Source organism: Actinoplanes flavus (genome assembly GCF_017592555.1).
Taxonomy (GTDB): Bacteria; Actinomycetota; Actinomycetes; order Mycobacteriales; family Micromonosporaceae; genus Actinoplanes; species Actinoplanes flavus.
The window spans coordinates 194,963-220,556 of record NZ_JAGFNS010000009.1; the positions used below are offsets into that span (position 1 = coordinate 194,963).

General features: G+C 72.1%; 22 protein-coding genes. 12 read left to right on the forward strand and 10 right to left on the reverse strand.

The genetic code is table 11. From position 1 onward, the window contains the following. Positions 1-53: 53 nt before the first annotated feature. Both J5X75_RS15835 and J5X75_RS15840 read left to right on the forward strand, forming a co-directional pair. The gene (locus tag J5X75_RS15835; RefSeq protein WP_208468158.1) at positions 54-1,220 is read left to right on the forward strand and encodes a sensor histidine kinase; all 1,167 of its coding nucleotides are present in this window, start codon (positions 54-56) and stop codon (positions 1,218-1,220) included. Further along, positions 1,217-1,855: a response regulator gene (locus tag J5X75_RS15840; RefSeq protein ID WP_208468159.1), complete on the forward strand. Its 639-nt coding sequence runs from the start codon at positions 1,217-1,219 to the stop codon at positions 1,853-1,855. Before J5X75_RS15835 ends, J5X75_RS15840 begins: the two co-directional genes overlap by 4 nt. Positions 1,856-1,861: 6 nt before the next feature. On the opposite strand, the gene J5X75_RS15845 is transcribed toward J5X75_RS15840, so the two are convergent. Together J5X75_RS15845 and J5X75_RS15850 are read right to left on the reverse strand one after the other, a co-directional pair. Further along, a complete protein-coding gene (locus J5X75_RS15845) occupies positions 1,862-2,860 on the reverse strand; it encodes a sulfotransferase family protein (RefSeq protein WP_208468160.1) in 999 nt (332 codons plus the stop codon). Positions 2,861-3,086: 226 nt separating this feature from the next. Then, the gene (locus J5X75_RS15850) at positions 3,087-3,998 is read right to left on the reverse strand and encodes a DMT family transporter (RefSeq protein WP_208468161.1); all 912 of its coding nucleotides are present in this window, start codon (positions 3,996-3,998) and stop codon (positions 3,087-3,089) included. Positions 3,999-4,068: 70 nt separating this feature from the next. Between J5X75_RS15850 and J5X75_RS15855 the strand changes: the two genes are divergently transcribed. Beyond that, the gene (locus J5X75_RS15855; protein ID WP_208468162.1) at positions 4,069-4,983 is read left to right on the forward strand and encodes a LysR family transcriptional regulator; all 915 of its coding nucleotides are present in this window, start codon (positions 4,069-4,071) and stop codon (positions 4,981-4,983) included. On the opposite strand, the gene J5X75_RS15860 is transcribed toward J5X75_RS15855, so the two are convergent. Genes J5X75_RS15860 through J5X75_RS15870 form a run of 3 tightly spaced genes read right to left on the reverse strand, consistent with a single transcriptional unit; the run spans position 4,973 to position 6,839 of the window. Continuing rightward, a complete protein-coding gene (locus J5X75_RS15860; RefSeq protein ID WP_208468163.1) occupies positions 4,973-5,488 on the reverse strand; it encodes a GNAT family N-acetyltransferase in 516 nt (171 codons plus the stop codon). The genes J5X75_RS15855 and J5X75_RS15860 overlap by 11 nt on opposite strands. Positions 5,489-5,544: 56 nt before the next feature. After that, a complete protein-coding gene (locus tag J5X75_RS15865) occupies positions 5,545-6,081 on the reverse strand; it encodes a DUF305 domain-containing protein (protein WP_307798101.1) in 537 nt (178 codons plus the stop codon). A gap of 17 nt (positions 6,082-6,098) precedes the next feature. Then, entirely contained in the window at positions 6,099-6,839 is a 741-nt protein-coding gene (locus J5X75_RS15870; protein WP_208468164.1) for a lytic polysaccharide monooxygenase, read from the reverse strand. Positions 6,840-6,940: 101 nt separating this feature from the next. Between J5X75_RS15870 and J5X75_RS15875 the strand changes: the two genes are divergently transcribed. From J5X75_RS15875 to J5X75_RS15885, 3 genes are read left to right on the forward strand one after another with little or no spacing between them, the layout of a single operon-like run. Continuing rightward, positions 6,941-7,282 (forward strand): VOC family protein, encoded by a 342-nt coding sequence (locus J5X75_RS15875; protein WP_208468165.1) that lies wholly within the window; start codon positions 6,941-6,943, stop codon positions 7,280-7,282. 29 nt (positions 7,283-7,311) lie between these two features. Further along, a complete protein-coding gene (locus J5X75_RS15880; protein WP_208468166.1) occupies positions 7,312-7,614 on the forward strand; it encodes a DUF1905 domain-containing protein in 303 nt (100 codons plus the stop codon). Positions 7,615-7,623: 9 nt separating this feature from the next. Continuing rightward, positions 7,624-8,010, forward strand: coding sequence for a RidA family protein (locus tag J5X75_RS15885; RefSeq protein WP_208468167.1), 387 nt, complete (start codon positions 7,624-7,626; stop codon positions 8,008-8,010). A gap of 1,215 nt (positions 8,011-9,225) precedes the next feature. Here the strand turns inward: J5X75_RS15885 and J5X75_RS15890 are convergent. After that, the gene (locus J5X75_RS15890; protein WP_208468168.1) at positions 9,226-10,674 is read right to left on the reverse strand and encodes a helix-turn-helix domain-containing protein; all 1,449 of its coding nucleotides are present in this window, start codon (positions 10,672-10,674) and stop codon (positions 9,226-9,228) included. 128 nt (positions 10,675-10,802) lie between these two features. On the opposite strand from J5X75_RS15890, the gene aceA reads away from it, so the two are divergent. Both aceA and aceB read left to right on the forward strand, forming a co-directional pair. Beyond that, complete coding sequence (gene aceA, locus J5X75_RS15895) at positions 10,803-12,086, forward strand: isocitrate lyase (RefSeq protein ID WP_208468169.1); 1,284 nt, start codon at positions 10,803-10,805, stop codon at positions 12,084-12,086. Between the two features lie 28 nt (positions 12,087-12,114). Further along, complete coding sequence (aceB, locus tag J5X75_RS15900) at positions 12,115-13,740, forward strand: malate synthase A (protein WP_208468170.1); 1,626 nt, start codon at positions 12,115-12,117, stop codon at positions 13,738-13,740. Between the two features lie 58 nt (positions 13,741-13,798). On the opposite strand, the gene J5X75_RS15905 is transcribed toward aceB, so the two are convergent. Beyond that, entirely contained in the window at positions 13,799-14,440 is a 642-nt protein-coding gene (locus J5X75_RS15905) for a 4a-hydroxytetrahydrobiopterin dehydratase (RefSeq protein WP_208468171.1), read from the reverse strand. A 33-nt stretch (positions 14,441-14,473) separates the two neighbouring features. Here J5X75_RS15905 and J5X75_RS15910 point away from each other — a divergent pair, with 33 nt between their 5' ends. The 3 genes from J5X75_RS15910 to J5X75_RS15920 are packed head-to-tail and all read left to right on the forward strand — an operon-like array spanning position 14,474 to position 17,863. After that, complete coding sequence (locus J5X75_RS15910; protein WP_208468172.1) at positions 14,474-14,761, forward strand: hypothetical protein; 288 nt, start codon at positions 14,474-14,476, stop codon at positions 14,759-14,761. 46 nt (positions 14,762-14,807) lie between these two features. After that, the gene (locus tag J5X75_RS15915) at positions 14,808-16,550 is read left to right on the forward strand and encodes a HEAT repeat domain-containing protein (protein ID WP_208468173.1); all 1,743 of its coding nucleotides are present in this window, start codon (positions 14,808-14,810) and stop codon (positions 16,548-16,550) included. After that, the gene (locus tag J5X75_RS15920) at positions 16,547-17,863 is read left to right on the forward strand and encodes a hypothetical protein (RefSeq protein ID WP_208468174.1); all 1,317 of its coding nucleotides are present in this window, start codon (positions 16,547-16,549) and stop codon (positions 17,861-17,863) included. The genes J5X75_RS15915 and J5X75_RS15920 overlap by 4 nt, the downstream gene beginning before the upstream one ends. Before the next feature lie 86 nt (positions 17,864-17,949). On the opposite strand, the gene J5X75_RS15925 is transcribed toward J5X75_RS15920, so the two are convergent. From J5X75_RS15925 to J5X75_RS15935, 3 genes are all read right to left on the reverse strand, one after another. Beyond that, on the reverse strand, positions 17,950-21,465 hold the full coding sequence (locus tag J5X75_RS15925) for a hypothetical protein (protein ID WP_208468175.1): 3,516 nt from the start codon (positions 21,463-21,465) through the stop codon (positions 17,950-17,952). 171 nt (positions 21,466-21,636) lie between these two features. Then, positions 21,637-22,356: a phosphatase PAP2 family protein gene (locus J5X75_RS15930; protein WP_307798102.1), complete on the reverse strand. Its 720-nt coding sequence runs from the start codon at positions 22,354-22,356 to the stop codon at positions 21,637-21,639. Between the two features lie 10 nt (positions 22,357-22,366). Next, a complete protein-coding gene (locus J5X75_RS15935; protein ID WP_208468176.1) occupies positions 22,367-23,047 on the reverse strand; it encodes a phosphatase PAP2 family protein in 681 nt (226 codons plus the stop codon). 112 nt (positions 23,048-23,159) lie between these two features. On the opposite strand from J5X75_RS15935, the gene J5X75_RS15940 reads away from it, so the two are divergent. Next, positions 23,160-25,367, forward strand: coding sequence for a putative bifunctional diguanylate cyclase/phosphodiesterase (locus tag J5X75_RS15940; RefSeq protein ID WP_307798103.1), 2,208 nt, complete (start codon positions 23,160-23,162; stop codon positions 25,365-25,367). The last annotated feature ends 227 nt before the right edge of the window (positions 25,368-25,594 follow it).

Below are 25,594 nucleotides of genomic sequence, written 5' to 3' on the forward strand. Positions count from 1 at the left end.
CTCTTACTTTCGGCCGATGGGACGCGTCCGGCCGCCGCCTACTCTGGGTCACGATGATGAACCACACCCTGTTCCGGTTGGGCCAGCTCACCGCCCTCGGGACGCTGGCGCTGCTCGGCATCCTCGACGTGAACGGCGGCATCGCCTCCAGCGGCCTGATGTACGGCCTGTGGCGGGTGGCCGCCGCGATCGCGGCGGCCGCCGTCTGGCTGCCCGCCCACCGGCCGGACTCGGTGTTCCTGCCCCGGATCGCGACCCTGCTGGGCCTCCAGTCGCTGCTGCTGACCGCCCTGCTGGCCGGGCGGTCGGACTACGCGTCGATCTGGGGCCTGGCCGAGTCGGCGGCGCTGCTCGGGGTGCTGATGGTGGTCGCCCGCCGGGGCCGGGCGGTCTGGGCCGTCCCCGCGGTGGCGGTGCTGCTGCTGGCCGTGGCCGTGGTGCCGCTGCGGTCCGGGGACCTCGGCGGTTTCATCACGTTCAGCCTGGTCCAGGCGCTGGCCGGGGCGGCGGCCATCGGTGTCGGCGTCTACCTGCGCACGCTGGAGGGCAACCGGCAGCGGGCGGTCGACGCGGTCCGCGCCGAGCAGCGTGCCGAGTTCGCCCGCGACCTGCACGACTTCATCGCCCACCACGTCACCGGGATCGTGGTCCAGGCGCAGGGCGCCCGGTTCGTCGCCGAGCAGGACCCGCAACGGGTGCTGCTGGCCCTGGAGCAGATCGAGCAGGCCGGCGCCGAGACCATGGCGTCGATGCGGCGGATGGTCGGCGTGCTGCGGGACCAGCGGTCCCGGCCGGACGCGCCGCTCGCCCCGGTCGCCGGGGTGCCGGAGCTGGCGGCGCTGGTCGAGCAGTTCACCGCGGCCGGTGGGCCGGTGGCCCGGCTGGACGTCGAGGGCGACGTGTCGGGGCTGCCGGTGGAGGTGTCGACGTCGGCCTACCGGGTCGTGATGGAGGCGCTGACCAACGCCCGGCAGCACGCGCCGGGCGCCTCGTCGGTGGCGGTGCAGCTCACCCGTACCCCGAAGCAGTTGCTGGTGAGGGTGAGCAACGACGGCCCGGCGCCGAGGCATCCGGCGCCGCGTGATCGCCCGGGGTACGGTCTCGTCGGCCTGGCCGAACGGGTCCGCGCGGTGGGTGGGCGGATCACGGCCGGGCCCGGCATCGGCGGCGGCTGGATCGTCGACGCCGTGCTACCCCTGGAGTGGAGCGTGCAGCAGTGATCCGGGTCCTGATCGCGGACGACCAGGCGATGGTCCGCACCGGCTTCGGCATGATCATCGGCGCGCAGCCGGACATGGAGGTGGTCGGTGAGGCCGCCGACGGCGTCGAGGCGGTGGCCGAGGCGCGCCGGCTGCGGCCGGACGTGGCGCTGATGGACATCCGGATGCCGCGGATGGACGGCCTCCAGGCGCTGCGGCTGCTGGCCGGGCCGGAGGTGGCCGACCCGGTGAAGGTGGTCGTGGTGACCACCTTCGACCTGGACGAGTACGTGCATCAGGCGCTGCTCGGCGGCGCGGCCGGGTTCCTGCTGAAGGACTCCGGCCCGGCGCTGCTGGTGGAGGCGGTCCGGGCCGCCGCCTCCGGGGACGCGCTGGTCAGCCCGTCGATCACGGTGCGCCTGCTGCGGCACCTGGCCGCCCCGATGGCCCCGTCCGGTGACGGCGGCCTCTCCCCGCGTGAGCTGGAGGTGGTCCGCCTCACCGCCCGGGGCCAGACCAACGCGGAGATCGCCGGCGAGCTGTTCATCTCGGTCGGCACCGTGAAGACCCATCTCGGCAGCATTCACGCCAAGCTGGGCACCCGGAACCGGGTGGAGATCGCCGCGTGGGCCTGGGAACGGCGGCTGGTGGGCTGACCCGGGTCAGCGCACCTGCCGGATGGTGAGCCGGGCCGCGACCGGCGGTTCGGTCTGCTCGGAGGAGCGGATCTGCGTCCACAGGTTGCGGGCGGCCTGCTTGGCCGGGCCGAGCCGGTGCTTGGCGATCAGCTTGGCGTCGGCCCGCATCTTGGCGCTACGCGGGATCGGGATCGACGGCTCGTAGCCGAACCGGGCCAGCCGATCGCCGAACGCCGCCTCGCACTTGCGCACCTCCTCGTCGGTGAGCCGGTTGCGCCAGCTCGCGATCCGCTCGGTGGTGGGCGCCTGGTGGGTCAGGGTGTGCCAGGTCTTGTACTCCGGCACGGCGACCGAGGCGAGCTTGTTCGGCGCGGTCATCGCCGGATCGAAGTCCTCCTCGAGGAAGGCGCAGAGCCGGCGCAGATGCGGTTCCGGGTCGGCGACCAGGTCCTCGTAGCGCACCTGGTGGTAGACGTCCTTCGGGTAGCGCCGCTGGGCCAGCAGCGACGCGTCCGCCGACTTCGCCCAGTAGTCGATGAGCGTGTCGAACTCGGACGGCTTCCACGGCGTCTCCTTGAGCGACGCCACGCAGTCCCGGCCGTCCCGCATGATGTTGATGATCTGCGCGTCCGGGAACAGCCGCAGGATGGTCGGCAGGTGCCGCAGGTAGAGCGGCCGCTTGTCGCCCCAGCGCGCCTTGCCGAACCGCTCCGAGTACATCCGGAAGACGATCCCGAAGGCGGAACCCAGGGTCGGCGGGCCGGCCACGACCGCCTCCACCGTCTTCTCCGGGTCCAGCCCGAGGTCCTCGAACTGTGACGATTCAACGATGAACTGCCCGAGTTCGCGGCGGTTGGCCGGATCGCCGAGATCGCCGAACTCCGCGCGCTTCTGGTACGCCGCCAACAGGAAACGAGTCTCCGGCGGCAGCGCGATGCGCGGGTGCGCGTGCAGCATGAGCTGCAACATCGTCGTTCCGGACCGGGGACAGCCGACGACGAAGATCGGGCGATCAGAGGACATGCCGACCACCGTAGATTGCTGCCACCGGGCTTGTCGCCCCCGTTGCTGTCATGACGCTCCCTTCCAGGTCTTCCCCATGATCTTGAAGACTTGGCAAAGATTTCGCAAAAGTCGTATGCATCCAACCCGCGAGAGCTGTCATGTAGCTGTGAGTTAACTGATAGTTCTCCTTTCTTATCAACTCAAAGTACACAGAAGATATACAAATGGTAATGGTCAGAGCCGATCACCGGGCGGGCCGGTCCGCAGTCGCGGGTCGGCCCGCCCGCGTCTCCACCGGCACCCGCGGCGGCCGAGTCGACAGCCAGCAACCCGCCACCACCAGGGCGAACCCGGCGGCCGTGCCGGCACCGACCGGCTCGTTCAGCAGCAGCACGCCGAGCAGCACCGCCACCACCGGGTTCACATAGGTGACCAGCCCGGCCCGGTTCGAACCGGCCAGCGCGATGAGCCGGTAGAACGACAGCAGCGCGACCGCCGTGCAGAACACGCCGAGCGCCACCAGCGCGGCCCACGAGTCGGCGCCGACCGGGCCGGACGGACGGGCCAGGAAGGCGAACGGCAGCAGCACCACCGTGGTGATCGCGGTCGTGCCCACGGTCAGCGACTCCGGTGGGATGTCCGAGGCCCGGCGCTGCACCAGCACGGTCGCCACCGCGTAGCTGACCGTCGCCAGCAGCACCATGGCCGCACCGAGCAGGCCCTGCCCGCCACCGTCGCCGGAGACGTCCAGGCCGACCAGCACCGCCACCCCGGCGAAGCCGAGCACCAGGCCGGCGAGGCGGATCGGGGTGATCGGCTCGGAGCCGGACAGCAGCAGGGCGATCACCACCGGCTCGACCGCGATCAGCAGGCCGGTCAGCGACGACGTGATGTGCTGCTCGCCGTACGTGATCAGCAGGAACGGCCCGACGATGTGCACCATCGCGATCAGCGCCACCACCCGGAACCGGCCACGCAGGGCGCCCAGGGTGCCGCGCAGCACGGCCACCGGGATCAGCACGGCGGCGGCGATGGCGGCCCGGCCGGCCACCACGTAGACCGGTGACAGGTCCTCGATCGAGATCTTGATGAGGAGGTAGGGGATGCCCCAGAGGAACGAGACCAGGACGAACAGAAACCAGGCGAGACGATTCACGCTGTCAGCCTGAACCCGTACGGTAGTAAGCGGAAGTGGTCACTTACTGATGCCGTGTTAAGGAAAACTGATGATCGACACGCGCCGCCTCCAGATCCTCACCGAGGTCGCCCGGCACGGCAGCTTCAACCGGGCCGCCGCCGAGCTGCGGCTCACCCCGTCCGCCGTGTCCCAGCAGATCGCCGCCCTGGAGCGGACGGTCGGCACCCCGGTGGTCCGGCGCAGCACCCGCGGCGTCGAGCTGACCGAGGCGGGCCGGGTCCTCACCGAGACCGCCGCCGCCATCGCCGCCGAACTGCTCACCGCCGAACGCGAGATCGAGCGCCTCACCACCACCCGGCCCGAGCGGCTCACCGTTGCCACCTTCACCAGCGGCGGGCAGCGGATCCTGCCGCACGCGCTGACCAGGTTCGCCGCGGACCACCCCGGCGTCGAGCTGACCGTCATCGAGAGCGAGCCCGAGGACAGCATCCCGGTGGTCCGGGCCGGCGCCGCCGATCTGGCGCTGGTCTACCACTTCGACGGGCAGCCGCCGTCGCCGAGCGGGCTGGACTACGAGCCGCTGCTCGACGACCCGATGTGGATCGTGCTGCCGGCCGGGCACCGGTTCGCCGGGCGGACCGGGCTGGCCATCGCCGAGCTCGCCGGGGAACGCTGGGTGCACGGCTGCCTGTCGGTCGGCGAGATGCTCGACCACTACGCCGCGATGGCCGGCTTCGAGGTGCTGACCGCCTGCCGGGGCACCGACTACCAGTTCGCGCAGTCGCTGGTCCGCGCCGGGGTGGGCATCGCCATGATTCCGGAGGTGGCGCTCACCGCCGACCCGGCCGGGCTGACCGCGGCCCGGCTCGTCCCGCCCGGGCCGTGCCGCTTCGTCGGCGTGGTCACCGCCCGCCGGCGGACCGGCCCGCTGGTCACCGGCCTGCTGCGGACCCTGCGCGCGACGGTCTCGGCACTGCCCGCCACCCCCCTGGCTACAGCGTGATCCAGTAACGCCTGAGGGTGCCCAGCTCGGTGTCCCGGACGTCCTCCAGGACGCCACCGGCACGCTCGATGGTCCGGGCCGAGGCCGGATTGCTCACCTTGCACGTCAGCAGCACCCGCGCCAGCCCGAGCTTGCGGGCCTCCGGCAGGATCCCGGCGAGAGCCCACCCGGCCAGGCCACGGCCACGCGCCGACGGGCGGACGCCGTAACCGATGTGGCCGCCCGCGTCGAGCAGGAAGTCGTTGAGCTCGTGGCGCAGCGCGATCGCGCCCAGGTACCGGTCGCCCTCGACGATCCAGCGGAAGGTGCACGGCACCCAGCCGTCGAACGCGGTGCCCTCCGCCTCGTGCAGGCGAGCCACCCACCGGGCGAAACCGTCCGGCGTGTCCACCTCGTCGACGGCGCGCAGGCCCGCGCCGTCCTGGTGGACGCCGCGGCCCCACTCGTCACGGGACGCGATCCAGGAGGCGTGCAGGCGGGTGGTCGGTGCGATGAGTTCGGGCACGCGTCGACCGTACCGTCATCGCTCGATCTTTTTTGCCCTTGCCTTCTTCCTCTGCCTCAACCCGCGGCCATCGCGAGCAGGCGCTGGATCTGCCGCTGCCGCGACTCCGTCATGCGTTTCGCAAGATCGACAGCTTCCGGGTACGAACCTGAGGCGGCCTCCATCCGCATCGTCTCCATCGCGTTGTGCAGGTTGCCGAGCAGCAGTGCCACCGCGCCGCGATCCAGGTCGGCGCCGTCGAGCGCGTCCAGCCCGGTGAAGTCCTCCTCGCGCAGCGAGTGCAGCGCGCCGTGGCCCGCGTGTGCCCCGGCCGACGGGTCCGCCGCGTGCGGCCGCGCCCAGTCGTCCAGCCAGCCCCGCAGCGTCTCGCCCTCGGTGCGCCACTGGCCGCGCAGCTCAGCGGCGACGGCCCGCAGCTCCGGGTTCGCGGCCCGCTGCTCGGCGATCGCCGCGACCCGGTCCCCCTCGGTGATCTGCGCGAGCCCCATCTGCGCGAACATCACGTCGGTGTCGCTGAACGCCGGCCTCCGCTCCCGGCCGCACCCGGCGGCGAGAAGCCCCAGGAGCAGCACGGCGAGGGCGGCCCGGAGCACCGGGCCGCCCGTGGCAGCTAGACGGCGGCCCACAGCGCCGCGGTGTGCGGGGGTTCCCAGCCGGCCAGCGCGGTGTGCGCCTGCCGGCACTGGTAGGTGACGCCGTTGTAGGTGACCCGGTCACCCACCCGGTACGCCGTGCCGGCCGCCCACGTGGTCGTCCCGGACGTGGCCGTCGGGGTCGGCGTCGGTGTCGGGCTGGTGGTCGGCGTGGCCGTGGGGGTGGGCGTCGGGTTCGTGGTGCCGCCGCCGATGTTCAGGTCCACGCACGAGTAGAAGGCGTTGACCGTGTCCGAGATGTTCCACCGGGCCAGCACGGTCTGCCGTCCGCTGTAGCCGGACAGGTTCACCGTGTGCGACTTGGTGGCGCCGGGCTGCGCGCCGCCGTCGTTGAAGGACGCCACCAGCTTGTTGCCGATGAAGTACTCCCAGGTGGCGGTCGAGTGCCGGGCGGTGAGCACCCAGTTGAAGGTGACGCTGGTGCCGACGGTGGCGGCCGGCCAGCTCTTGGAGTTGTCGTTGAGGACGGTGAACCGGCTCCCGCTGCCGTTGCACTGCATCGAGCCCTTGGGGGCTTCGACGCTCTGCGGCTCGTACACGATGTCGCCGCAGCCGGAGACCGCGCCGCTCGCGCAGTTGGCCTGCCGGCTGGGCGGGGACGAGATGTAGCCGTGGGCCGACGCCGGGGACGCGGCGACCAGGAGGGAGCCACCGACCGTCGCGACGGTCAGCAGGGGAAGGGCGAACCTACGTTTCATGAACTGCTCCTCATCCAGGGGAACGTGTTCATCAACGTAAATTAAAGACACCTAACAGTAAACACTGTTAAGGGTTCTTTATGGTTGCCTACGCTGGAGGTATGTCCGTTGACCTGTTCGCCGGGATCTCCGTACGCGACTACCCGGCCGCCCTCGACTGGTACGAGAAGCTGTTCGGCGGCCCGCCCGCCTTCTCCCCCAACGACGTCGAATCCGTGTGGGAGGTGGCCGAACACCGGTACGTCTACGTCGAGCACCGGCCGGAACACGCCGGGCACGCGCTGATCACCCTCTTCGTCGCCGACTTCGAGGACCGGATCGCCGGGATCACCGCCCGCGGCCTCGCCCCCGGCAAGGAGGAGACCTACGACAACGGCGTCCGCAAGACCACCTACATCGACGCGGACGGCAACGAGATCGGGTTCGGCGGCGCTCCGCTCTGAATGTCGTACCCGCGTGGGATGCTGCGGGCGTGCGGGTGGAGTTCGAGAGCGAGTTGTGGATCTGGGATGCGCGCAAGGCCGACAGCTGGACCTTCGTGAGCCTGCCGGTGGCCGTCTCCGAGGAGATCCGGGAGCGGGCCGGCGGCCTGACCCGCGGTTTCGGGTCGCTGCGCGTGCGAGCCACGCTGGGCGGCAGCTCGTGGACCACCTCGGTGTTCCCCGACAGCGGCCGCGGCGCCTACGTGCTACCGGTGAAGAAGGCGATCCGCACGGCCGAGTCGCTGACCGCCGGCGACGTGACCACCGTGACCGTGGACCTGCTCGATCTCTAAGGTGGACGGATGCCGACCATCGACTTCCCCGGCCCACCCACGGCCAACGGGTTCAGCCACGCCGCCGTCGTCGCACCCGGCAGCCGCCTCGTCCACACGTCCGGCCAGGTGGCGATCGACGCCGACGGCACGATCCCGGAAGGCTGGGAGGCACAGACCCGGCTGGTCTTCCACAACCTGGGCGAGGTGCTCGCCTCGGCCGGGGCGACCTGGGCCGACGTGGTCAAGCTGACCTGGTTCGTCACGGACACCAGCGACCTCGCCACCATCCGGAGGGTGCGCGACGAGTTCGTCGACGTGACCCGCCCGCCGGCCAGCTCCCTGATCCGGGTGGCCGGCCTGTTCCGCCCCGGCCTGCTGGTCGAGGTCGAGGCCGTGGCAGCGGTGCCGGCGTGATCCAGACACGGTCACCAAGCCGGGCGGCCATCCCCTCACCTGCCGCCGGTCACGCTCGGCGTTCGGTCACCCTCTTGCTTCCCATGCACCCGACCTGCCCACCCCCGCCCGCAACGCCAGTCACGCCCAGCGGCCGGTCACCGTCATGCCCACCGACGGCCGCGCCCCACCGACCGCACTCCTCAACACGTCGATCTTGGACGGTTGACCACCGCCCCCGGTGGTAAAACGCCCAAGAACACGCGGCCTCCCGGACACGAGAGACCCAGCACACCACCCACACCCCACACCACGCCGACCTTGGACGGTTGACCACCGCCTCCGGTGGTAAAACGCCCAAGAACACGCGGCCTCCCAGACACGAGACACCCCGCACACCACCCACACCCCACACCACGCCGACCTTGAACGATTCACCACCGCCCCCGGTGGTAAAACGCCCAAGAACACCCGGCCTCCCAGACACGAGACACCCCGCACACCACCCACACCCCACACCACGCCGACCTTGAACGATTCACCACCGCCCCCGGTGGCAAAACGCCCACGAACACACGGCCTCCCAGACACGAGACACCCAGCACACCACCCACACCCCACACCACGCCGACCTTGGACGATTCACCACCGCCCCCGGTGGCAAAACGCCCAAGAACACGCGGCCTGGTGGGTGGGCGATGGCACGCGAAGGCTGTCGGGTGCGCGGCCGCCAGAGCGGTGGGCGGTGGGCGGCGCACACGACCTGGCGCGGACGTAGCGCCAACCGCGCTCCCACCTATCGCGACCGGCGCTACGGCCAGGAGTGGGCAGGCCGGACGCTTGGGAAGCAAGAGGGTGACCAACGGCCGAGCGGCACCGGCGGCAAGAACCGGAAGCAGGCAAGCCGCACGCCTCAAAAGCAAGGGGTGACCAACGGCCGAGCGGCACCGGCGGCAGAGACCAAAGCAGGCGAGCCGCACGCCAAAGGGAGCAAGACAACGGCCCGGCGAGACCGGCGGCAGAGACCGGAAGCAGGCCAGCCGCGCGCCGGGGAAGGGACGGCGTGACCGGGAGCGGCGGCAGGTGGGTGAGGGGACGCCCGCGCCGGCCCGCCCGGGCACCGATCTGAGCCCGGCGGGCGCGGCACAGGCGGGACCACCCGGAAGGCGTGCGCGGCGCGGACGGGACGGCCGGAACAGGGCGGGGCGAGGTCACGCGTACCGGAGAAAGGGAAGTTCAGGCGCGGCGCTCGAGGAAGTCGTAGACGTCGCGGTTGTCGACGCCCGGGAAGGTGCCCGGTGGCAGGGCGGCGAGCAGGTGGGAGTGGACCCGGGCGCTGGGCCAGGCGTTGCCGGACCAGCGGTCCACCAGCTGGGCCGGTGGGCGGCGGCAGCAGTCCGGGTCGGGGCAGTGGGAGACGGTGCGGCCGGTGACGTCGCCGCCGCGGAACCAGCGGGAGTGTTCGTAGGGCGTGCCGACGGTCACCGAGAACAGGCCGGAGCTGGTCGCCTCCACGTGCACGGTGCACCAGTACGTTCCGGCGGTCGTGTCGGTGAACTGGTAGAACGACGAGTACGGGTCGTCGGCCTCGAACACCGTCCGCGACGCCCACTTGCGGCACACCGGTTGTCCTTCGATCGCCCCGGTGACGTCGGACGGGAAGCGCACGTTGTCGTTCTCGTAGGCCTTGTAGACGATGCCGCTCTCGTGGACCCGCGCGAAGTGCACCGGAATGCCGAGGTGGTGGGTCGCGAGGTTGGTGAACCGGTGGGCCGCCGTCTCGTAGGACACTCCGAACGCGTCCCGGAAGTCGTCGATGGCGAGTGCCCGGTCGGCTTTGGCTTCGGCGAGGAAGTCGACGGCGAACTTCTCCGGCATGAGCAGGGCCGCCGCGAAGTAGTTGACCTCGACTCGCTGGCGCAGGAAGTCGCCGTAGTCGGCCGGGTCGTTGTGCCCGAGCACGAAGTGGCCGAGCGTCTGGAGGACGACGGCGCGCGGGTCGTGGCCTTTTCCGCTGGCCACCTGTGGGAGATAAATTCTGCGGTTCTTCAGATCGGTGACCGACCGGGTGGAGCTGGGCAGGTCGTTGACGTAGTGCAGGGTGAAGCCGATCTGGGCGGCGATGTCGAGGATGCCCCGCTGTGACAGTGGGCCGGTCGTGTGCCGTACCGATTGGAGGACCCGCGCCGCCGCCTGCTCGATCTCGGCGAAGTAGTTGTCGCGCCGGCGCATGTCGGCGCGCAGCTGCGCGTTGGCGCGCCGTGCCACCTCAGGTGTGGCGGTCTGTTCGGTGAGCACCCGGTTGAGTTCGCGGTGCATGCCGATGAGTGCTTCCAGCGCGTCGGCCGGCAGCCGCCGCCCGGCGCGCACCGCCGGCAGGCCGAGGGCCTGGTAGGCCGGGTTCTGCTGGAAGTGGGCGAGTTCGATCTCCAGCCCGGCGCGCCGGCTCGGCGCCTCCGGGCGGAGAAGATCCTGCATCGGTACGCCGAGAGCGCCCGCGATGGCCTGGAGCACCGAGAGTTTGGGCTCGCGTTTCCCGTTCTCGATCAGTGACAGCTGGGACGGGGCCCGGCCGACGGCGGCGCTGAGCTGGTCGAGCGTCATGCCCCGGGTGCGGCGCAGATGGCGCAGGCGCTGGCCGAGCGTCACCAGGTCTACGGAGGGGTCGGAAGGTGAAGCGGTCACGGGTTTCACCTTAACAGAATTTTTTCACTTCTTTCCGAGGGAAGAGGCTTCAAAGGGGCTGGTGTGATCCCTGAGAGTGAAGTTCTTCCACGAGGAAGAACGCGACAGGGCACGAAAGGGATTTTCTGATGACTGAGTTCGAGAACCGGGGCGGTACCGCTGAGGACCTCACCCGGGAGTGGGCGAACAACCCCCGCTGGGCCGGCATCAAGCGTGACTACACCGCGCAGGACGTCGTGAAGCTGCGGGGCACCCTGCAGGAGCGGCACACCCTGGCCGAGCGCGGCGCCGCCAAGCTGTGGGAGCTTCTGCACACCGAGGACTACATCAACGCCCTCGGCTCGCTGACCGGTGGCCAGGCGACCCAGATGGTGCGCGCCGGCCTCAAGGCGATCTACCTGTCCGGCTGGCAGGTCGCCGCGGACGCGAACCTCTCCGGCCACACCTACCCGGACCAGTCGCTCTACCCGGCGAACTCGGTGCCCGCGGTGGTCCGGCGGATCAACAACGCGCTGCTGCGCGCCGACCAGATCGACACCTCGAACGGCCGGTACGAGCGTGACTGGTTCGCCCCGATCGTCGCCGACGCGGAGGCCGGCTTCGGTGGCCCGCTCAACGCGTTCGAGCTGATGAAGGGCATGATCGCGGCCGGCGCCGCGGGTGTGCACTGGGAGGACCAGCTGGCCAGCGAGAAGAAGTGCGGCCACCTGGGCGGCAAGGTGCTCATCCCGACCCAGCAGCACATCCGCACCCTGAACGCCGCTCGCCTCGCGGCCGACGTGGCCGGTGTGCCGACGCTGGTCATCGCCCGTACCGACGCGCTCGCCGCGGACCTGCTCACCACCGACGTGGACGACCGCGACAAGCCGTTCGTGACCGGCGAGCGCACCTCGGAGGGCTTCTTCCGGGTCACGCCGGGCGACGACGCCGCGATCGCCCGCGGTATCGCCTACGCCGACTACGCCGACATGCTGTGGGTCGAGACCGGCAAGCCGGACCTCGAGTTCGCCCGCAAGTTCGCCGAGGCGGTGCACGCCAAGCACCCGGGCAAGCTGCTGTCGTACAACTGCTCGCCGTCGTTCAACTGGAAGAAGAACCTGGACGACGACACCATCGCGCGTTTCCAGAAGGAGCTCGGCGCGATGGGCTACAAGTTCCAGTTCGTCACCCTGGCCGGCTTCCACGCGCTCAACCACTCGATGTTCGAGCTGGCCCGCGGCTACGCCCAGACCGGCATGAGCGCCTACGTGAAGCTCCAGGAGGCCGAGTTCGCGGCCGAGGCCGACGGCTACACCGCCACCAAGCACCAGGCCGAGGTCGGCACCGGCTACTTCGACGCCGTCTCCACCGCTCTCAACCCGGACAGCTCCACCACGGCGCTGTCGGGTTCCACCGAGGCCGAGCAGTTCTGACAAGCGACAGCGACAGGTAGGTAGAGACATGGGCGCCGAAGAGATCACCATCACCGGTACGACCGCAGGCCGTTACTCCGAGATCCTGACCCCTGAGGCCGTCGAGTTCATCGTGGCGCTCGACCGCGAGTTCGGCGCCCGCCGGGTTCAGCTGCTGGAGCGCCGCCGGCGCCGCCGGGCCACCCGTACCACCGACCTGAACTTCCTGACCTCCACCCAGCACATCCGGGACGACCTGTCGTGGCAGGTCGCCCCGGCCGTGCCGGATCTCACCGACCGGCGGGTCGAGATCACCGGCCCGCCGGAGCGGAAGATGACCATCAACGCCCTCAACTCGGGCGCCAAGGTCTGGATGGCCGACTTCGAGGACGCGACGTCGCCCACCTGGGACAACGTGATCCTCGGACAGCTCAACCTGCGTGACGCGCTGGACGGGACGCTGGACTTCACCGCGGCCGACGGCAAGCGTTACGAGATCGGCTCCTCGGTGCCGACGATCATGGTCCGGCCGCGGGGCTGGCACCTGCCGGAGTGCCACCTGCGCATCGGCGGCCGGGCCGTCTCGGCCTCGCTGTTCGACTTCGGTCTCTACCTGTTCCACTGTGGGCGCAGGCAGATCGAGCGGGGCAGCGGACCGTACTTCTACCTGCCGAAGATGGAGTCGCACCTGGAGGCCCGCCTCTGGAACGACGTCTTCGTCTTCGCCCAGGAGTACCTCGGCATCCCGCGCGGCACGATCCGGGCCACCGTCCTGATCGAGACGATCAACGCGGCGTTCGAGATGGAAGAGATCCTGTACGAACTGCGCGAGCACTCGGCCGGCCTGAACGCGGGCCGCTGGGACTACCTGTTCAGCATGATCAAGAACCGTCCGGACGTGGTCCTGCCCGAACGTTCGCAGGTCACCATGACCGCGCCGTTCATGCGGGCCTACACCGAGCTGCTGGTCCGTACGTGCCACAAGCGCGGTGCCCACGCGATCGGCGGGATGGCCGCGGTCGTCCCGAGCCGTGACCCGGTCGCCGCGAAGCGGGCCCTCAACCAGGTGCGCCAGGACAAGCGCCGCGAGGTCGGCGACGGCTTCGACGGCTCCTGGGTCGCGCACCCGGGCCTCGTCGAGACCTGCCGCGAGGTGTTCGACCAGTGGCTCGGCGACGAGCCGCACCAGATCGTGCGCAAGCGCGAGGACGTGCGGGTCACCGCCGCGGAACTGCTGGACGTCAAGTCCACCGCGGTCACGGTCAGCGAGGTCGCGCTGCGCACCAACGTGAGTGTCGCGCTGCGGTACATCGCGGCGTGGCTGGGCGGCCGGGGCGCGGTGGCGCTCGGCGGCCTGATGGAGGACGCGGCGACCGCCGAGATCTGCCGGGCACAGCTCTGGCAGTGGATCTCGTCGGGCACCCCGACCGATTACGGTGTGCCGGTCACGGCCACCCTGGTCACCCGGATGCTGCGTGAGGAACTCGACGTGCTCAGCGAGACCGGCGCCCTGGACGAGGAAGGGGCCCGCTGCTTCGGCCAGGCCCGGACGCTGCTCTCGGTGCTGCTCACCGAGCGGACCTGCCCGGAGTTCCTGACCCTGCCGGCCTACCTTCGGCACCTGTCCGGCGGGACGGCGGCTCCGGTCACCGATCAGGCTCCTGTCGCGGCCTGATCGGTGCAGGGCGGGGCGGGGATGGTCTCGGTCCATCCCCGCCCCGTCGTTCTTCTGTTCAGCCCCGCTCCTGCCAGGTGCAGAGGCAGACCTTGTTGCCCTCCGGGTCGGCCAGCACCCAGAAACTCGGCGCCTCGGCATCGCTGACCAGGGTGCCGCCGGCCGCCAGCGCCCGGTCGATCCGCGGCTGCACCTCGGCCGGGTCCACCCACAGGTCCGGGTGCCAGCGCTGCCGCGGCTCCTCGCTTCCGGACCGTTGGAACCAGATCAACGGCACCTTCCCGTACGGGTCGCGCAGATCCCCTTCGGCGTCCCGCGGATAGCCCAGCACCGCCTCCCAGAAGTCCAGCTGGTCCGGGAACCCGGGGCTGTCCAGCGCCAGCTCCAGGACGGCCAGACCGTTCGCGTCCGCCGCCACCCCGGCCGAGTCGGCCAGCTCGCTGATCGTCGCCGCGAGCCGCAGGTCCCGCCCGGTCACCGCGCCCACGTCGTGGCTGCTCAGCACCACGTCCAGGTGGGTGTACCGCAGATCCAGGTCCGGGTGGTGGTCGGCCGCCTCGGCCGCCGCGCCGATCGTGTTCACCAGCGCCAGCCCGGTCGCGAAGTCGCCGGTCCGCAGCCGGGTCCGCAGCGCCCCGAGCAGGTAGACCCACCCCTGCGGCGCCCGTTCGGTGATCTCGCGCCCACTCAGCTTCGTCATGGTCCCCATGCTCGCATCGCGTACCGTGATCCGATGCTCGACGGGCTCGACGACATCGACTGGTCCGCGCTGGACGGCGCCTACGGCCCGTGCACCGCGGCCCCGGACATCCTGCGCGCCATCGCCTCCGGAGATCCGGAGGCCGCCGGGGAGGGGCGCTACGAGTTCGCCTCCAGCATCTGGCATCAGGGCACCGTCTATCCGGCGACCGCCGAGGTGATCCCGTTCCTGGTGGAGCTGGCGATCACGCCCGGCGTCCACCGGCGGGACCACCTGCTGCGGACCCTCGGCGCTCTGCGACCCCGAGCAGGCCGACGGTGAGGCGCAACCGCTGGTCCGGGCGTCGGTCGCGGTGCACAGTGGCCCGTTGCTGCCGCTGCTCGCCGACCCGGATCCGGAGATCCGGCGGCATGCCGCCTACGCGGCCGCGTGGAGCGGTCCGCATGCCACCTCCGCTCTGCGTGACCTCTGGGTCTCCGAAACCCATGCGGGGGTACGCGCGACGCTGCTCCCCGGTCTGGCCATGCTGGATCCGGACGGAGCCGGGCCGCTGCTGGAGGCCGCCCTGCACGACTCCGCCCCGCAGGTCGTGGCCGCCGCCGCGGTGGCTCTCACCCGGGCCGGGCGGCCTCTCCCCGCCACCGCCCTGGAGCCGGTGGGTGACGCCTTCGCCGCGGCCGACCCGAACGAGAGCCTCTGGTCGGGTGACCGCCCCGGCTGGCAGCCGGTGTTCCGGGCGGCGGACATCGCATCCGCCCGGGTGCTGGCCGGCCGGATGGCCGCGGCCGTCGACCCGGCGGCCCGGGTCCGGCTGGCGCACATCCTGGCCGACCGTTTCCACGGCTCCCGGTCGGCGCCGGCCGATCTGCTGCCGGTGGTCCGCGACCTGTTCACCGACCCGGACCCGAAGGTGCGCGAGGCCGCGGGCTTCGCCGTCGTGGCCGCCGGGGAGGCCGCCGCCGGGCTCGCCGACGTGCTGATCGCCGACGGCGGCCACGACGCGCTGGACGTCCTGGTCCGCCTCGGCCACCCCGGATACGCGCCGCCGCTGCTCGCCGCCTGGGCGGCCGGCGAGTCGCCGCGGGTCCTGGACACGTTCACCCACCCGGAATCGCCACCGTTCGATCCGGCGGTGCTCGACGCCATCCGCGAACGCCTCACCCGGCCGCCGGTCCGGCACTCCTCGCTCTTCGCGGCGTCCATGGCCGGCGACCCGGTCGGCGACCTGCTCCACGTGCTGCGTTCCTGGGGCCCGGCCGCCGCCGGCGCCGTACCGGAGATCGTCGCGTGCCTGCCCCACCACGCGGCCGCCGCCGCCCCCGCCCTGGCCGCGATCGGTCCCCGTGCGCTTTTCGAGGAGAACCCGGCCGCGGGTCCGGTCGTGCCCGCCGCCGTCGCGGCCCTGACCGCCCGGGCCGAGGCCGGCGACGTCCGCTGCGGGCACGCCGTGCTCCGGCTGACCGGCGACGCGGGCCCGCTGGTCACCGCCGCGGCACACCTGCTCGGCACCGATTCCGGATCCGCCTTCGAGCTGGACCTCGTCGCCGACGCCGGCCCGGCGGCCGCACCGCTGCTGCCGCTGCTCACCCGCTGGTTCACCGGCGCGGCGGAACCGGAACACGGGCAGCGCCGCGCCCAGGTGGCCGCCGCCCGGGTGGCCTGGCGGGCCACCGGCGACACCGGACCGTTCCTGCCCACGCTGCGCGCGCTGGTCCGGGCCGGTTTCGGCCCCGGCGGCCTGGCCGCCGACCTCCTGACGGAGACCGGCGAGGGCGCGGACCTCACCCACGAGATCCGGCGGCTGCTCCATTCCGACGGGTACGCCCGCAGCCGCGCCGCCCGCGCCCTGCACCGCCTGGGCGTCCCCGCCGAGGAACTGGTCCCCGCCCTGCTGACCGCCGTCGCCTCCGGCCACCGGGACGCCCACGACGCCCTGACCACGCTGGTGACCATCCGGGCGGTGACCGCGGTCCCGGCCCTGACCGCCATGGCCGACCGCGACGAACGCCTCCCGGCGAGCACCCCCGGCGACCTCTCCTGGAACGACGACCTGTTCCGCCGCCACCTCCGCACCACGATCGTCGCCCTCACCCCCGTGACCGGGCGGTGACCATGTTGTGGGGCGAGATCGAAGTCTTCCAGGGGCGGATGTTCGTGACCCGGGGGCGGTTCACCACCGGGGCGCACATCGCGGACGGCGCCTCCGACGAACAGCTCGGGCAGACGATCCTCGACGTCTACGCCATGCCCTCGGAGCCGTGGAAGAACGACCGGGGTCCGTGGCGAGACTTCTGTACCAACGTCGTCGGGATTCCCGCCGACCGGTACCAGCCCGAGAAGAGCGCCCGGGTCTTCCACTCGAACGGGCAGTGGACCTTCGGGACCTACTCCGACCCGGACGTGTCGATCCCGGGCGACGCCACGCCGGGCGAGCTCGGCGCCTTCGTCCGCCGTGAGCTCGCCGCGCTCGAACCGGACTGGCCGACGGTCCGCTGCGCGGCGATGGAGACCTCGGCGTCCGGTGGTCTGGTCGTCATGCCGGCCGTCCGAAGTAGCCTGGTCGGACCGGCCCGCCTGGTCGAGGCGGCCGCCGGGCCGTTGCTCGCCGCTGTCCGGGCCGCGCTCGCCGACTCCGATGACGAGCACCGGGACCATCGCGACTATCTGGAGGCGCTCGCCGCCGTCGGCATCGACCCGCGGCTGCTGCGGGGCGCCGCGCGGTTCGCGGTGGAGGAGCTGTCCACCGGCACGATCCGGATCATCGGCGCGGGCAGCGCGGGCAACCGACCGGTCGAGCATCAGGTCCGGCTGGGATCCGCCGACGACCTGGCCGCCGTCTGTGACGAGGTGTTGCGGATGCTTCCCGGGCTACCGGTCGAACATCTGCCGCCGGGCACGCCAACCGGCGAGAGCTTCGGCATCAAGATGTGCTGGCTGGCGGTACGGGGCGGCACCGTCGAGAAGGTGGCCGCCGCGATCAGCCTCGACGGCGCCCGGGAGGCAGGTTGGGAGGAGGGTGTGGAGGCCGCCTACCAGGACCGGGTCTTCGTCTCGCCGCCCGCCGCCGGCTGGATCTTCGTGGTGGGCCGGACGCTCGACGCGTCGATGGCCGCGGCCCTGAGCGCCCGGCTCGCCGCCGAGGTGCAGTTCTTCGGTAACCACCGCGTCGTCGACTACGCCGAGTGCGCGCTGGCCGTTGACGGACGCCTGATCCGCCACGTCTATTGCTGCGAGGGTGTCGAGGGGTGCGAGCAGCAGGGCGAACCGACGCCGGTGGAGATCGAGCTCGGCTGGTCGGACGACTGGTGGATCGATCAGGACGACGTCATGCGGATCGCCGCCGCCTGGAGCATCGATCCGCACGCCCTGGGCGTGATCGAGTCGAGCCCCCGTCCCGGCCTGCTGGGCCGGATCGACGAGTAGACCAGCAGGCCAACCTGGCAGCCAAGCAGCATGCGCTGGTCCGAGCTGCGCGCCCGCTGGGAGGAGATCGACGCGCCGCTGCTGCGTTACAGCCGACCGGAGCGCGCGGAACTGGTACGGCACACCGCCTCGATCAATGACCTCCGGTCCTGGACGACCGGGTCGTCGTGTGCGGCGAGGGTGGCCGCTGCCAGGGCCGCTGCCCCGGTCTCGCTCAGCCGTCCGGCGGCGACCAGCAACCAGTGCAGGGGTGCGTGGCGGCGGGTCAGCACCAGGCACCAGATCCGCTGAGCCGCGGTGAGGTGGCCGGCCGCTGCCAGATGGTCGGCCACCCCCATCCGCTCGCCGGTGCCGGCCTCGCGATCGGCGAGGACCGTCGCCACGAGATCCGCGCCGGGCTCGCCGTGGATCAGGACGACCGTCCTGCCGATCGCCATGACTTCGCTGTAATGGAGGACCGGAAGATCGATCAGACCGCGCGTCATGCGGTCCGCCTCGTCGAATCGGCCCTTGACGGCGAAGGCGAACGCCATCTGGGCACGTGCCTGGATCGAGATCCCGGGCAGGCCGTCGAGAGTGGCGGTGATCCGTCCGGCCTCCTCCGGGCCCCCGGCGGCCAGCCAGGCCTCGATGCAGTCGGCGGCCTCCCAGTTGTTCTGCATCAGCAGGGGCAGACTGTCCCGGGCGATCCCGATCGCGGCCTCCGGGAAGCCCGCGTCGGCGAGCGCCTCGATCAGGTTCCCGATCCACCTGGTCCGCCCCGGTCGCCGGCCGCGGATCGCTGCGAGAACCTCGTCCAGGGCGACGCCACCCTTCACCGCGAGCCACGCTCCGGCGGCCAGACCGACGGTGTAGGCGTCGGCGCCGAGGTCCGCCATCACGTCCCGTGCCAGCTCGACGGTCTCCGCCTCGCACCCGGCGTCGGCCAGGCCGCGGACCGCGTGTGCCCGTGTGCGCGGATCGCCGTGCCGGCGGATCGACACGACCGCCTCGGGAAGACGCCGGTCACCGGGCCGCAGGCAGGACGCGAGCAACGGCTGCGCCTCGTGACCGAGATCGGACGCCTCGGTGAGCACCGCGACGGCCAGGTCACCGGCTTCGTCGAGCCGGCCGATCCGGGCGAGTCCTTCCGCGACGGTGGCCCGCTGACGAGCGGAGAGCGGCGTGGCCAGCAGTTCCCTGATCGCGGCAGTCCGCTCGGCGCCCTCGGGCAGGGTGGGCAGCCAGGTCTGGAGAGCGGACCGGAGCCGCTCGGCGTCGAGGCGGCCACCGAGGGCCGACTCCCGGGCCACCCGGACCGCCGTCTCCGCGCCGCCGAGTTCCATCAGCTCGGCCGCGGCCTGCACCCGATCTATCGGCTGGACGCCGGGGTCCTGGCACAGCCGCTCCAGCAGGATCCGGCTCAACCGCCCGGAAGGTTCCAGGGCGCTCGCGGCCCGGGCCGCCTCCAGCAGGTCCGCGCCTCGCAGGGCCGGAGCCATCTCCTCCAGCCGGTCCAGCGCCCGCCCGGGGTCGGACACCCGGCCCAGCGCTCGTAACGCCGCGATGCGCAGCGGTTCGGGCAGTGCCGGCTCGGCCGCCAGCCCGGTGAGACGCTCGATGACCTCCGGGTCGTCGACGAACCCCGCCAGCACCTCGACGATCGCATCGACCTCGACCAGCGCCAGCGGGAACAGGCCGGCCGGATCGAGGTCGGTCCCCTGTTCCTCGCGGATCGAGTGGAAGTGGGCGAGAGCGAACAGCCGGTCCAGCACGCGCCGTCTGATCTCCGGCGGCGCGCCGCCCGTCTCGGCGAGCAGACGGCCGGCGAGCAGTGCCCGTTGCGGATCGCCGAGCAGGAGAGGGTCGATGATGCGGCCGACGTCGTGGGCGGGCTCGCGGCCCCAGCGGGCGAACAGGAACAGGACGAACTCGCGCTCCGCCGGCCGCATCCCTTTGGCGATCCACTCGCCCAGGCCGGTGAACTCGGGACCGACCCGGGTGGCGTGCTCCTCGGCGGCCAGGAACTCGGCGAAGGAGTGGTGCAGGAACCGCAGCCGGTCCCCTTCGTACCGCAGCAGGCCGGTGCCCACCAGGACCGCCCGGACGTCGTCCTCCCAGCCGGCGGGCGGCCGCTCGCCCGGTGACGCGTGTTCGGTGATCCATGCGAGGGCCGCCTCGATCAGACCCCGTTCGCTGTCCAGGCGGACCGCGCCGAGATGGCGCAGCAGCGTCCGCCGGCTGTCGTAGATCCATTCGGCGAAACGGCGGCGGGCCGGCCGCCCGGCGTTCATCCGGCGCAGCTCGGCGCTGGTGTGCCGTCCGCTGGTGTCGTCGTCGAGCAGGTGGTCGAAGAACCGCTCGTACAGGTCGAGCCGGCCGCTGGGCAGGGGACGGTCCGGGTACCGGGTGTAGGTGATGGCCGCGATCGTGGCCAGCAGCGGGTTCCGGACGAGCTCCCGCAGCCGCCCGTCGGCGGTCTGGTGCAGGAACCGGGCCGCGTCCCGCTCCGGCTGCCGCGACCCCTGGACGCCGAACCACTTCTCCGCGAAGATCCGCAGCTCGTCCCGCCCGAACGGCTCCACCGAGTAGGTCTCGACATGCTGGGTCCGCAGCGGCCCGAACTCGGTGTCCGGCAGCTGCCGGGTGGTCACCACGATGCGGTAGTCGCCACCGGGCCGGCACCGCGCGGCCAGGGCCTGGATCACCTCGCCGCGGGCGGACCGGTCCACGATCTCGTCCAGCCCGTCCACGATGACCAGCCAGCGGATCCCGAACGGCCGCCGTTCGAACTGGGCGGCCTGCGGTTCGGAGACCAGGCGCAACCCGAGCGCCGACTGCACGGCCGCGGCCAGCCCCGCGGTCCAGGAGCGGGCCCCGACCAGGGTGCGGGCCGGGATGCGCAGCGGGACGACCGGCTCGCTGATCGGCGGCTTCTCCCCGTTCCACTGCCGGAGCCAGAGCCGGGACAGCTGCAACGTCAGGTACTGGCCGAACGTCGACTTCCCGGCCCCCGGTTCCCCGGTGATGACCAGGTGTTCGTGCCGGTCGAGGGCCTCGGTGATCGGGATCGGCTTCTCGCCGCCGCTGTCGGCGCGTTCCCGGTCGGCGCCGTCGGCACGCGCCTCCTTGCGGTCGGCCTTCGCGGCGACCGGCTGCGTCCTGGCCCGCTGCCGGACGTAGACGGCCGACACCGGCGGGGGTTCCACCCCGAGCAGCTGGTACGGCAGCAGGTCGACCGCCTGTGCCTGAGCTTCGAGGATGTCCTGCAACGCGGCGGGCGGCCAGGGCAGCCGGTCCCAGGAGTCCACGGCCGGGGATCCCCGGTCCCGGTCCGCGGCGGTCTGCCGCTCGATGGCCTGTTTGGCGCGCCACCACAGCGGGTCCACCTCGGCGGCGCCGCGTCCCAGCGCCACCGCCAGCGCGCGGCAGGACTCCAGGGCGAGGAAGCGGCTGCCGTTCGCGAAGCCGTAGACGACGTTCTTGTCGAACGGGTGCCGTTGCACGAACGCGTTGACGCTCGGATAGCCCGCCTGGTCGAGGGCGGCCTTGAACCAGGCGGCGATCTCCTCCAGCTCCGGATGTGCGCCGGAGCCCGGACCGGCGGGGCGGCCTCCCGGCATGGGCACTCCCGACCTCGGTTTCCACGAGTTTCCCGAGCGTATCGAGAAACTCCGCGGCCCCGCCATGCTCGGTGTGCACCGGAGGGAAGGAAGGGGTGGAGCGATGAGTCCGATGGAGACACTGGTGGCCCTCGCCGGCCCGGTGGCGACCGTCGCCGCGGCGTGGCTGGGTCACCGCGCCGCCGCGCCGGGGCGGAAGGCGGCGCGGCGCGGGGATCCCCCGGCCGCCGCCGACGGCCGCCGCCAGGGGACACGGCGGTCGAGGAACGCGCGGAACATGACGTAGACGCAGGTGCAGCCGTTCACGAAGGCGGCGACCACGTCGCTGGGGTGGTGCATGCCGCGGTACATGCGGGCCAGCGCCACCCCGGCCGGGACCAGCACGAGCGCCCAGCACAGCGCTTTCAGCCAGGTCCGCCGGGCCAGCGTCGCCAGCAGCACGGCGAGGCCGAGGTAGAGGGCGACGGCGGCCGAGGTGTGCCCGGACGGGAAGCTGGAGGTGGGTGGCGACTCGTCCATCCGGGGCACGTCCGGCCGGGGCCGGTCGATGGCGACCGTGGTGAAGTAGAAGACCAGCGCCTGGGCGGTCACCGCGAGGCAGAGGAAGAGCGGCTCACGGACCCGGCGCAGGGTGAGCGCCAGCACGAGCGCGGCCACCGCGGTCACGCCGACGATCCGGGGCGTGTCGGCGACGCCGCTGGCCAGGTGTGACACGTCGCTGAGCGTCTCGGTGCGGTGCCCGGCGAAGAAGCGGTTCACCCCGTCCTCGACGGTCAGCGGCCAGAGGTGGGTGGCCGCGCGGGTCAGCAGCACCCCGATTCCGATCATGACAGCCAGCAGGGCGGCGATCGGCAGCAGCACCCGCTTGAGGGCTTGTACGACTATCGGCACGGCCGTTGCGTTACCCCAACGGGCCACTCCGGACACGCGCCGGCCGGCGACGGCGGACGCCGGCACGCCGGAAGACCAGCAGGGTGATCGCCGGGACGACCGCGCCGAGCAGCAGGCCGGCCACCACGTCGCTGGTCCAGTGCACGCCGAGGATCACCCGGCTGACCGCGGTGCCCACCGGGATCAGCACGGCCGCCACCCACAGGGCCCGGGCGCGCGGGAAGATCACCACGAAGACGGCCATGCCGAGGGCGGCGTTGAGGGCGTGGCCGGACGGGAACGCGTACCCGACGGCCCGCGCCACCGGCTCCAGCAGCTCCGGGCGGTCCCGGCCGATCAGCAGCTTGAGCAGGGCGCCGAGCAGCCCGCCGGCGGCCATCGTGACGGCCACCCAGACGGCCGGCCGGCGGGCGCCGCGGCGGACCAGCCAGATCACCAAGAGCAGCGCGGCCAGCCGGAAGACGTTCGGCTGGAAGACGTTCGTCACCCAGGTCGTCGCGGTGGTCAGAGCCGGGTTGCCCAGGGCGGCCTCGTGCAGCCGGTCGGTGACCGACCGGTCGAACGCGTGCAGCGGCTCCCAGCCGCCCACCACCAGGGCGGCGAGCAGGGCGAACGGGACGAGCGGGAGGACCGCGACGGCGGCCGCCGCGCCCGCCCGGGCTTCGAGGGAGATCTCCTGGTCCGGCTGCATGGCGACTCATTACCCCACAGTTCACCTGGATCTCACCTGTGGGGGCCCCGCCGGGCCCGGCTGTGACCGGGCACGCTCTCAGCTCGACCCGGACCGTGCCGAACACCTCGTCGTGCGAAATGGACCGGTCCGGTTCTGGGCGGGATGGCTGCTGGTGGCGGCCACCGCCGCTCTGTGCTTCCCGCTGATGCCCGACGACACGCTCGCCGCGAGGATCTACGTCAACGCGGTCGGGCTGTCGTCGGTGGCCGCGATGATCATCGGCATCCGGCGGCACCGGCCGGAGCACTGGCGGGTCTGGGCGCTGTTCGCGACCGGGCTGGCGGTGTTCATCGCGGGCGACATCACGTACGACGTGACCGAACTGCGCCTCGGCGAGTACCCGTACCCGTCGTGGGCGGACGTGTTGTACCTGTGCGCGTACCCGCTGCTGTTCACGGCGCTGGCGAAGCTGGGCCGCGGGCACGGCGACCGCGACTGGGGCGGCATCATCGACGCGGCCGTCATCTCCACCGGGATCGGCCTGGTCTACTGGGTGTTCGTGATCGGGCCCACGCTGGGCGACGTCGCCGCCCCGCCGCTGGAACGGCTGGTCACCATCGCCTACCCGCTCTCCGACGTGCTGCTGACCACGGCCACCGCCCGGTTGCTGACCCGCCCGGAGAACCGGACCACGAGCCTGCGCCTGATGGGTGTGGGCGCGGCCATCATGCTCACCGGCGACCTTTTCTACACGACGATGTCGGCCACCGCCGAGTACACCGGCGGGCTGGTCGAGTCGGGCTTCCTGGTGGCGTACGCCTGCTGGGGTGCCGCCGCCCTGCACCCGTCGATGCGGCAGCGCCCGGACACCGCCCTGGCCGCGCACCGGATCGGGAAGGGCCGCCTGGCCGTCCTGGCCATGTTCACGTTGATCGCGCCCGGCCTGCTGTTCCTCCAGGGGTTCACCGACGCCGCCGCGATCGCCTGGGGTCCGCTCGGCATCGGCGCGGTGGCGCTGTTCCTGCTCGTGGTGCTGCGCATGTGGGACCTGGTCCAGCAGCTGAGGACGCAGGCCACCCGGCTCGGTGACCTGGCCATGCACGACACGCTGACCGGGCTGGCCAACCGGCGTGCCTTCGAGGAGCGGCTCGCCGCGGCGGTCGCCGCCGGAGCCCCCTCGGTGCTGCTGCTCGACCTGAACGGCTTCAAGGCGGTCAACGACCGGTTCGGGCACGCGGTCGGCGACGACCTGCTGGCCGCGGTCGGGCGACGGATCGGCGCGGAACTGCCGGAGGGCGCGGTGGCGGCCCGGATGGGCGGCGACGAGTTCGCCGTGCTGCTGCCCGGGCCGTGCCCGGACCACTGCGAGGACCTGGCCGTGCGGCTGCGCGCGGCGATCCACCGGCCGATCCGGGCCGGCGGGCAGGACCTGCTGGTCGGCGCCAGCATCGGCATCGCCGACGGTGGTGACCCGGTGGAGATCCTGCGCCGCGCGGACGTGGCGATGTACGCCGCGAAGGCCGACGGCGGCCGGCACCGCCGGTACGACGGGGACCTGGACGACCGGGCCGGCGAGGAGGCCCGGCTCGGCGCCGAGTTGCGGACCGCGCTGGACGCCGGCGAGTTCCACCTGGTCTACCAGCCGATCGTCGAGCTCCCGTACGGCAACGTGGTCGCCGTGGAGAGCCTGGTCCGCTGGTGGAACCCGGAGCGGGGTTACGTCGGCCCGGACGTGTTCATCCCGGTCGCCGAGCGCACCGGCCTGATCGTCGAGCTGGGTGAGTGGATCCTGCGGACCGCCTGCCGCCAGTACGCGCAGTGGTGGCGCCAGGGTGTGGCGCCGCACCGGTTCGGCGTCAACGTCTCCGCACGTCAGCTCGCCGAGCCCGGTTTCGTCGACCTGGTCGCGGCGGTGCTGGCCGAGACCGGGGTGCATCCGGCGCGGCTGGTGGTCGAGGTCACCGAAACGGCCGTGTTCGGCGGCGGTGCGGCGGTGCGTGCGGTCCGGGAGCTGACCGAGCTGGGTGTGGAGATCGCCCTGGACGACTTCGGCACCGGCCACTCGTCGCTGGGCCTGCTCCAGACGCTGCCGGTCCGGGTGCTGAAGGTCGACAAGTCGTTCGTCGAGAACGTCACGATGGCCGGGCGGCACGCGGTCATCGCCACCTCGCTGATCCAGGTGGCGAACGGTCTGGGCCTGGTCGCGGTGGCCGAGGGTGTGGAGACCGCCGAGCAGGCCGCCGAGCTGTACCGGATCGGTTACCGCCGGGCGCAGGGCTACCACTTCGGCCGCCCGGCGATGGCCCAGCTCACCACGGCCGAGCAGGTGGCGGCCTAGTCGTCGTAGCCCAGCTCGTAGCGGTGGACGTCGTTGGAGACCTCGCCGTCGGTCATCGGGGTCTCCCTTGCGGTTCGGCGAGGCCGGCGCTGACGGAGGCGAAGCGGGCGGACAGCGCGGCCAGCGCGTTGCCCATCCGGATGGGCGGGCCCGGGCGCCGACCCGGGAGGCGAGGGCGGCGGCGAGCGGTTCGATGCCGACGGAGGCGCGCAGCCGGGCGGCCCGTT

What these genes read in the sequence shown, in the direction of transcription:
- J5X75_RS15835 (WP_208468158.1), top strand. Translation starts at nt 54, where the DNA reads ATGATGAACCACACCCTGTTCCGGTTGGGCCAGCTCACCGCCCTCGGG.
- J5X75_RS15845 (WP_208468160.1), bottom strand. Translation starts at nt 2,860, where the DNA reads ATGTCCTCTGATCGCCCGATCTTCGTCGTCGGCTGTCCCCGGTCCGGA.
- J5X75_RS15855 (WP_208468162.1), top strand. Translation starts at nt 4,069, where the DNA reads ATGATCGACACGCGCCGCCTCCAGATCCTCACCGAGGTCGCCCGGCAC.
- J5X75_RS15870 (WP_208468164.1), bottom strand. Translation starts at nt 6,839, where the DNA reads ATGAAACGTAGGTTCGCCCTTCCCCTGCTGACCGTCGCGACGGTCGGT.
- J5X75_RS15875 (WP_208468165.1), top strand. Translation starts at nt 6,941, where the DNA reads ATGTCCGTTGACCTGTTCGCCGGGATCTCCGTACGCGACTACCCGGCC.
- J5X75_RS15885 (WP_208468167.1), top strand. Translation starts at nt 7,624, where the DNA reads ATGCCGACCATCGACTTCCCCGGCCCACCCACGGCCAACGGGTTCAGC.
- aceA (WP_208468169.1), top strand. Translation starts at nt 10,803, where the DNA reads ATGACTGAGTTCGAGAACCGGGGCGGTACCGCTGAGGACCTCACCCGG.
- aceB (WP_208468170.1), top strand. Translation starts at nt 12,115, where the DNA reads ATGGGCGCCGAAGAGATCACCATCACCGGTACGACCGCAGGCCGTTAC.
- J5X75_RS15905 (WP_208468171.1), bottom strand. Translation starts at nt 14,440, where the DNA reads ATGACGAAGCTGAGTGGGCGCGAGATCACCGAACGGGCGCCGCAGGGG.
- J5X75_RS15910 (WP_208468172.1), top strand. Translation starts at nt 14,474, where the DNA reads ATGCTCGACGGGCTCGACGACATCGACTGGTCCGCGCTGGACGGCGCC.
- J5X75_RS15925 (WP_208468175.1), bottom strand. Translation starts at nt 21,465, where the DNA reads ATGCCGGGAGGCCGCCCCGCCGGTCCGGGCTCCGGCGCACATCCGGAG.
- J5X75_RS15935 (WP_208468176.1), bottom strand. Translation starts at nt 23,047, where the DNA reads ATGCAGCCGGACCAGGAGATCTCCCTCGAAGCCCGGGCGGGCGCGGCG.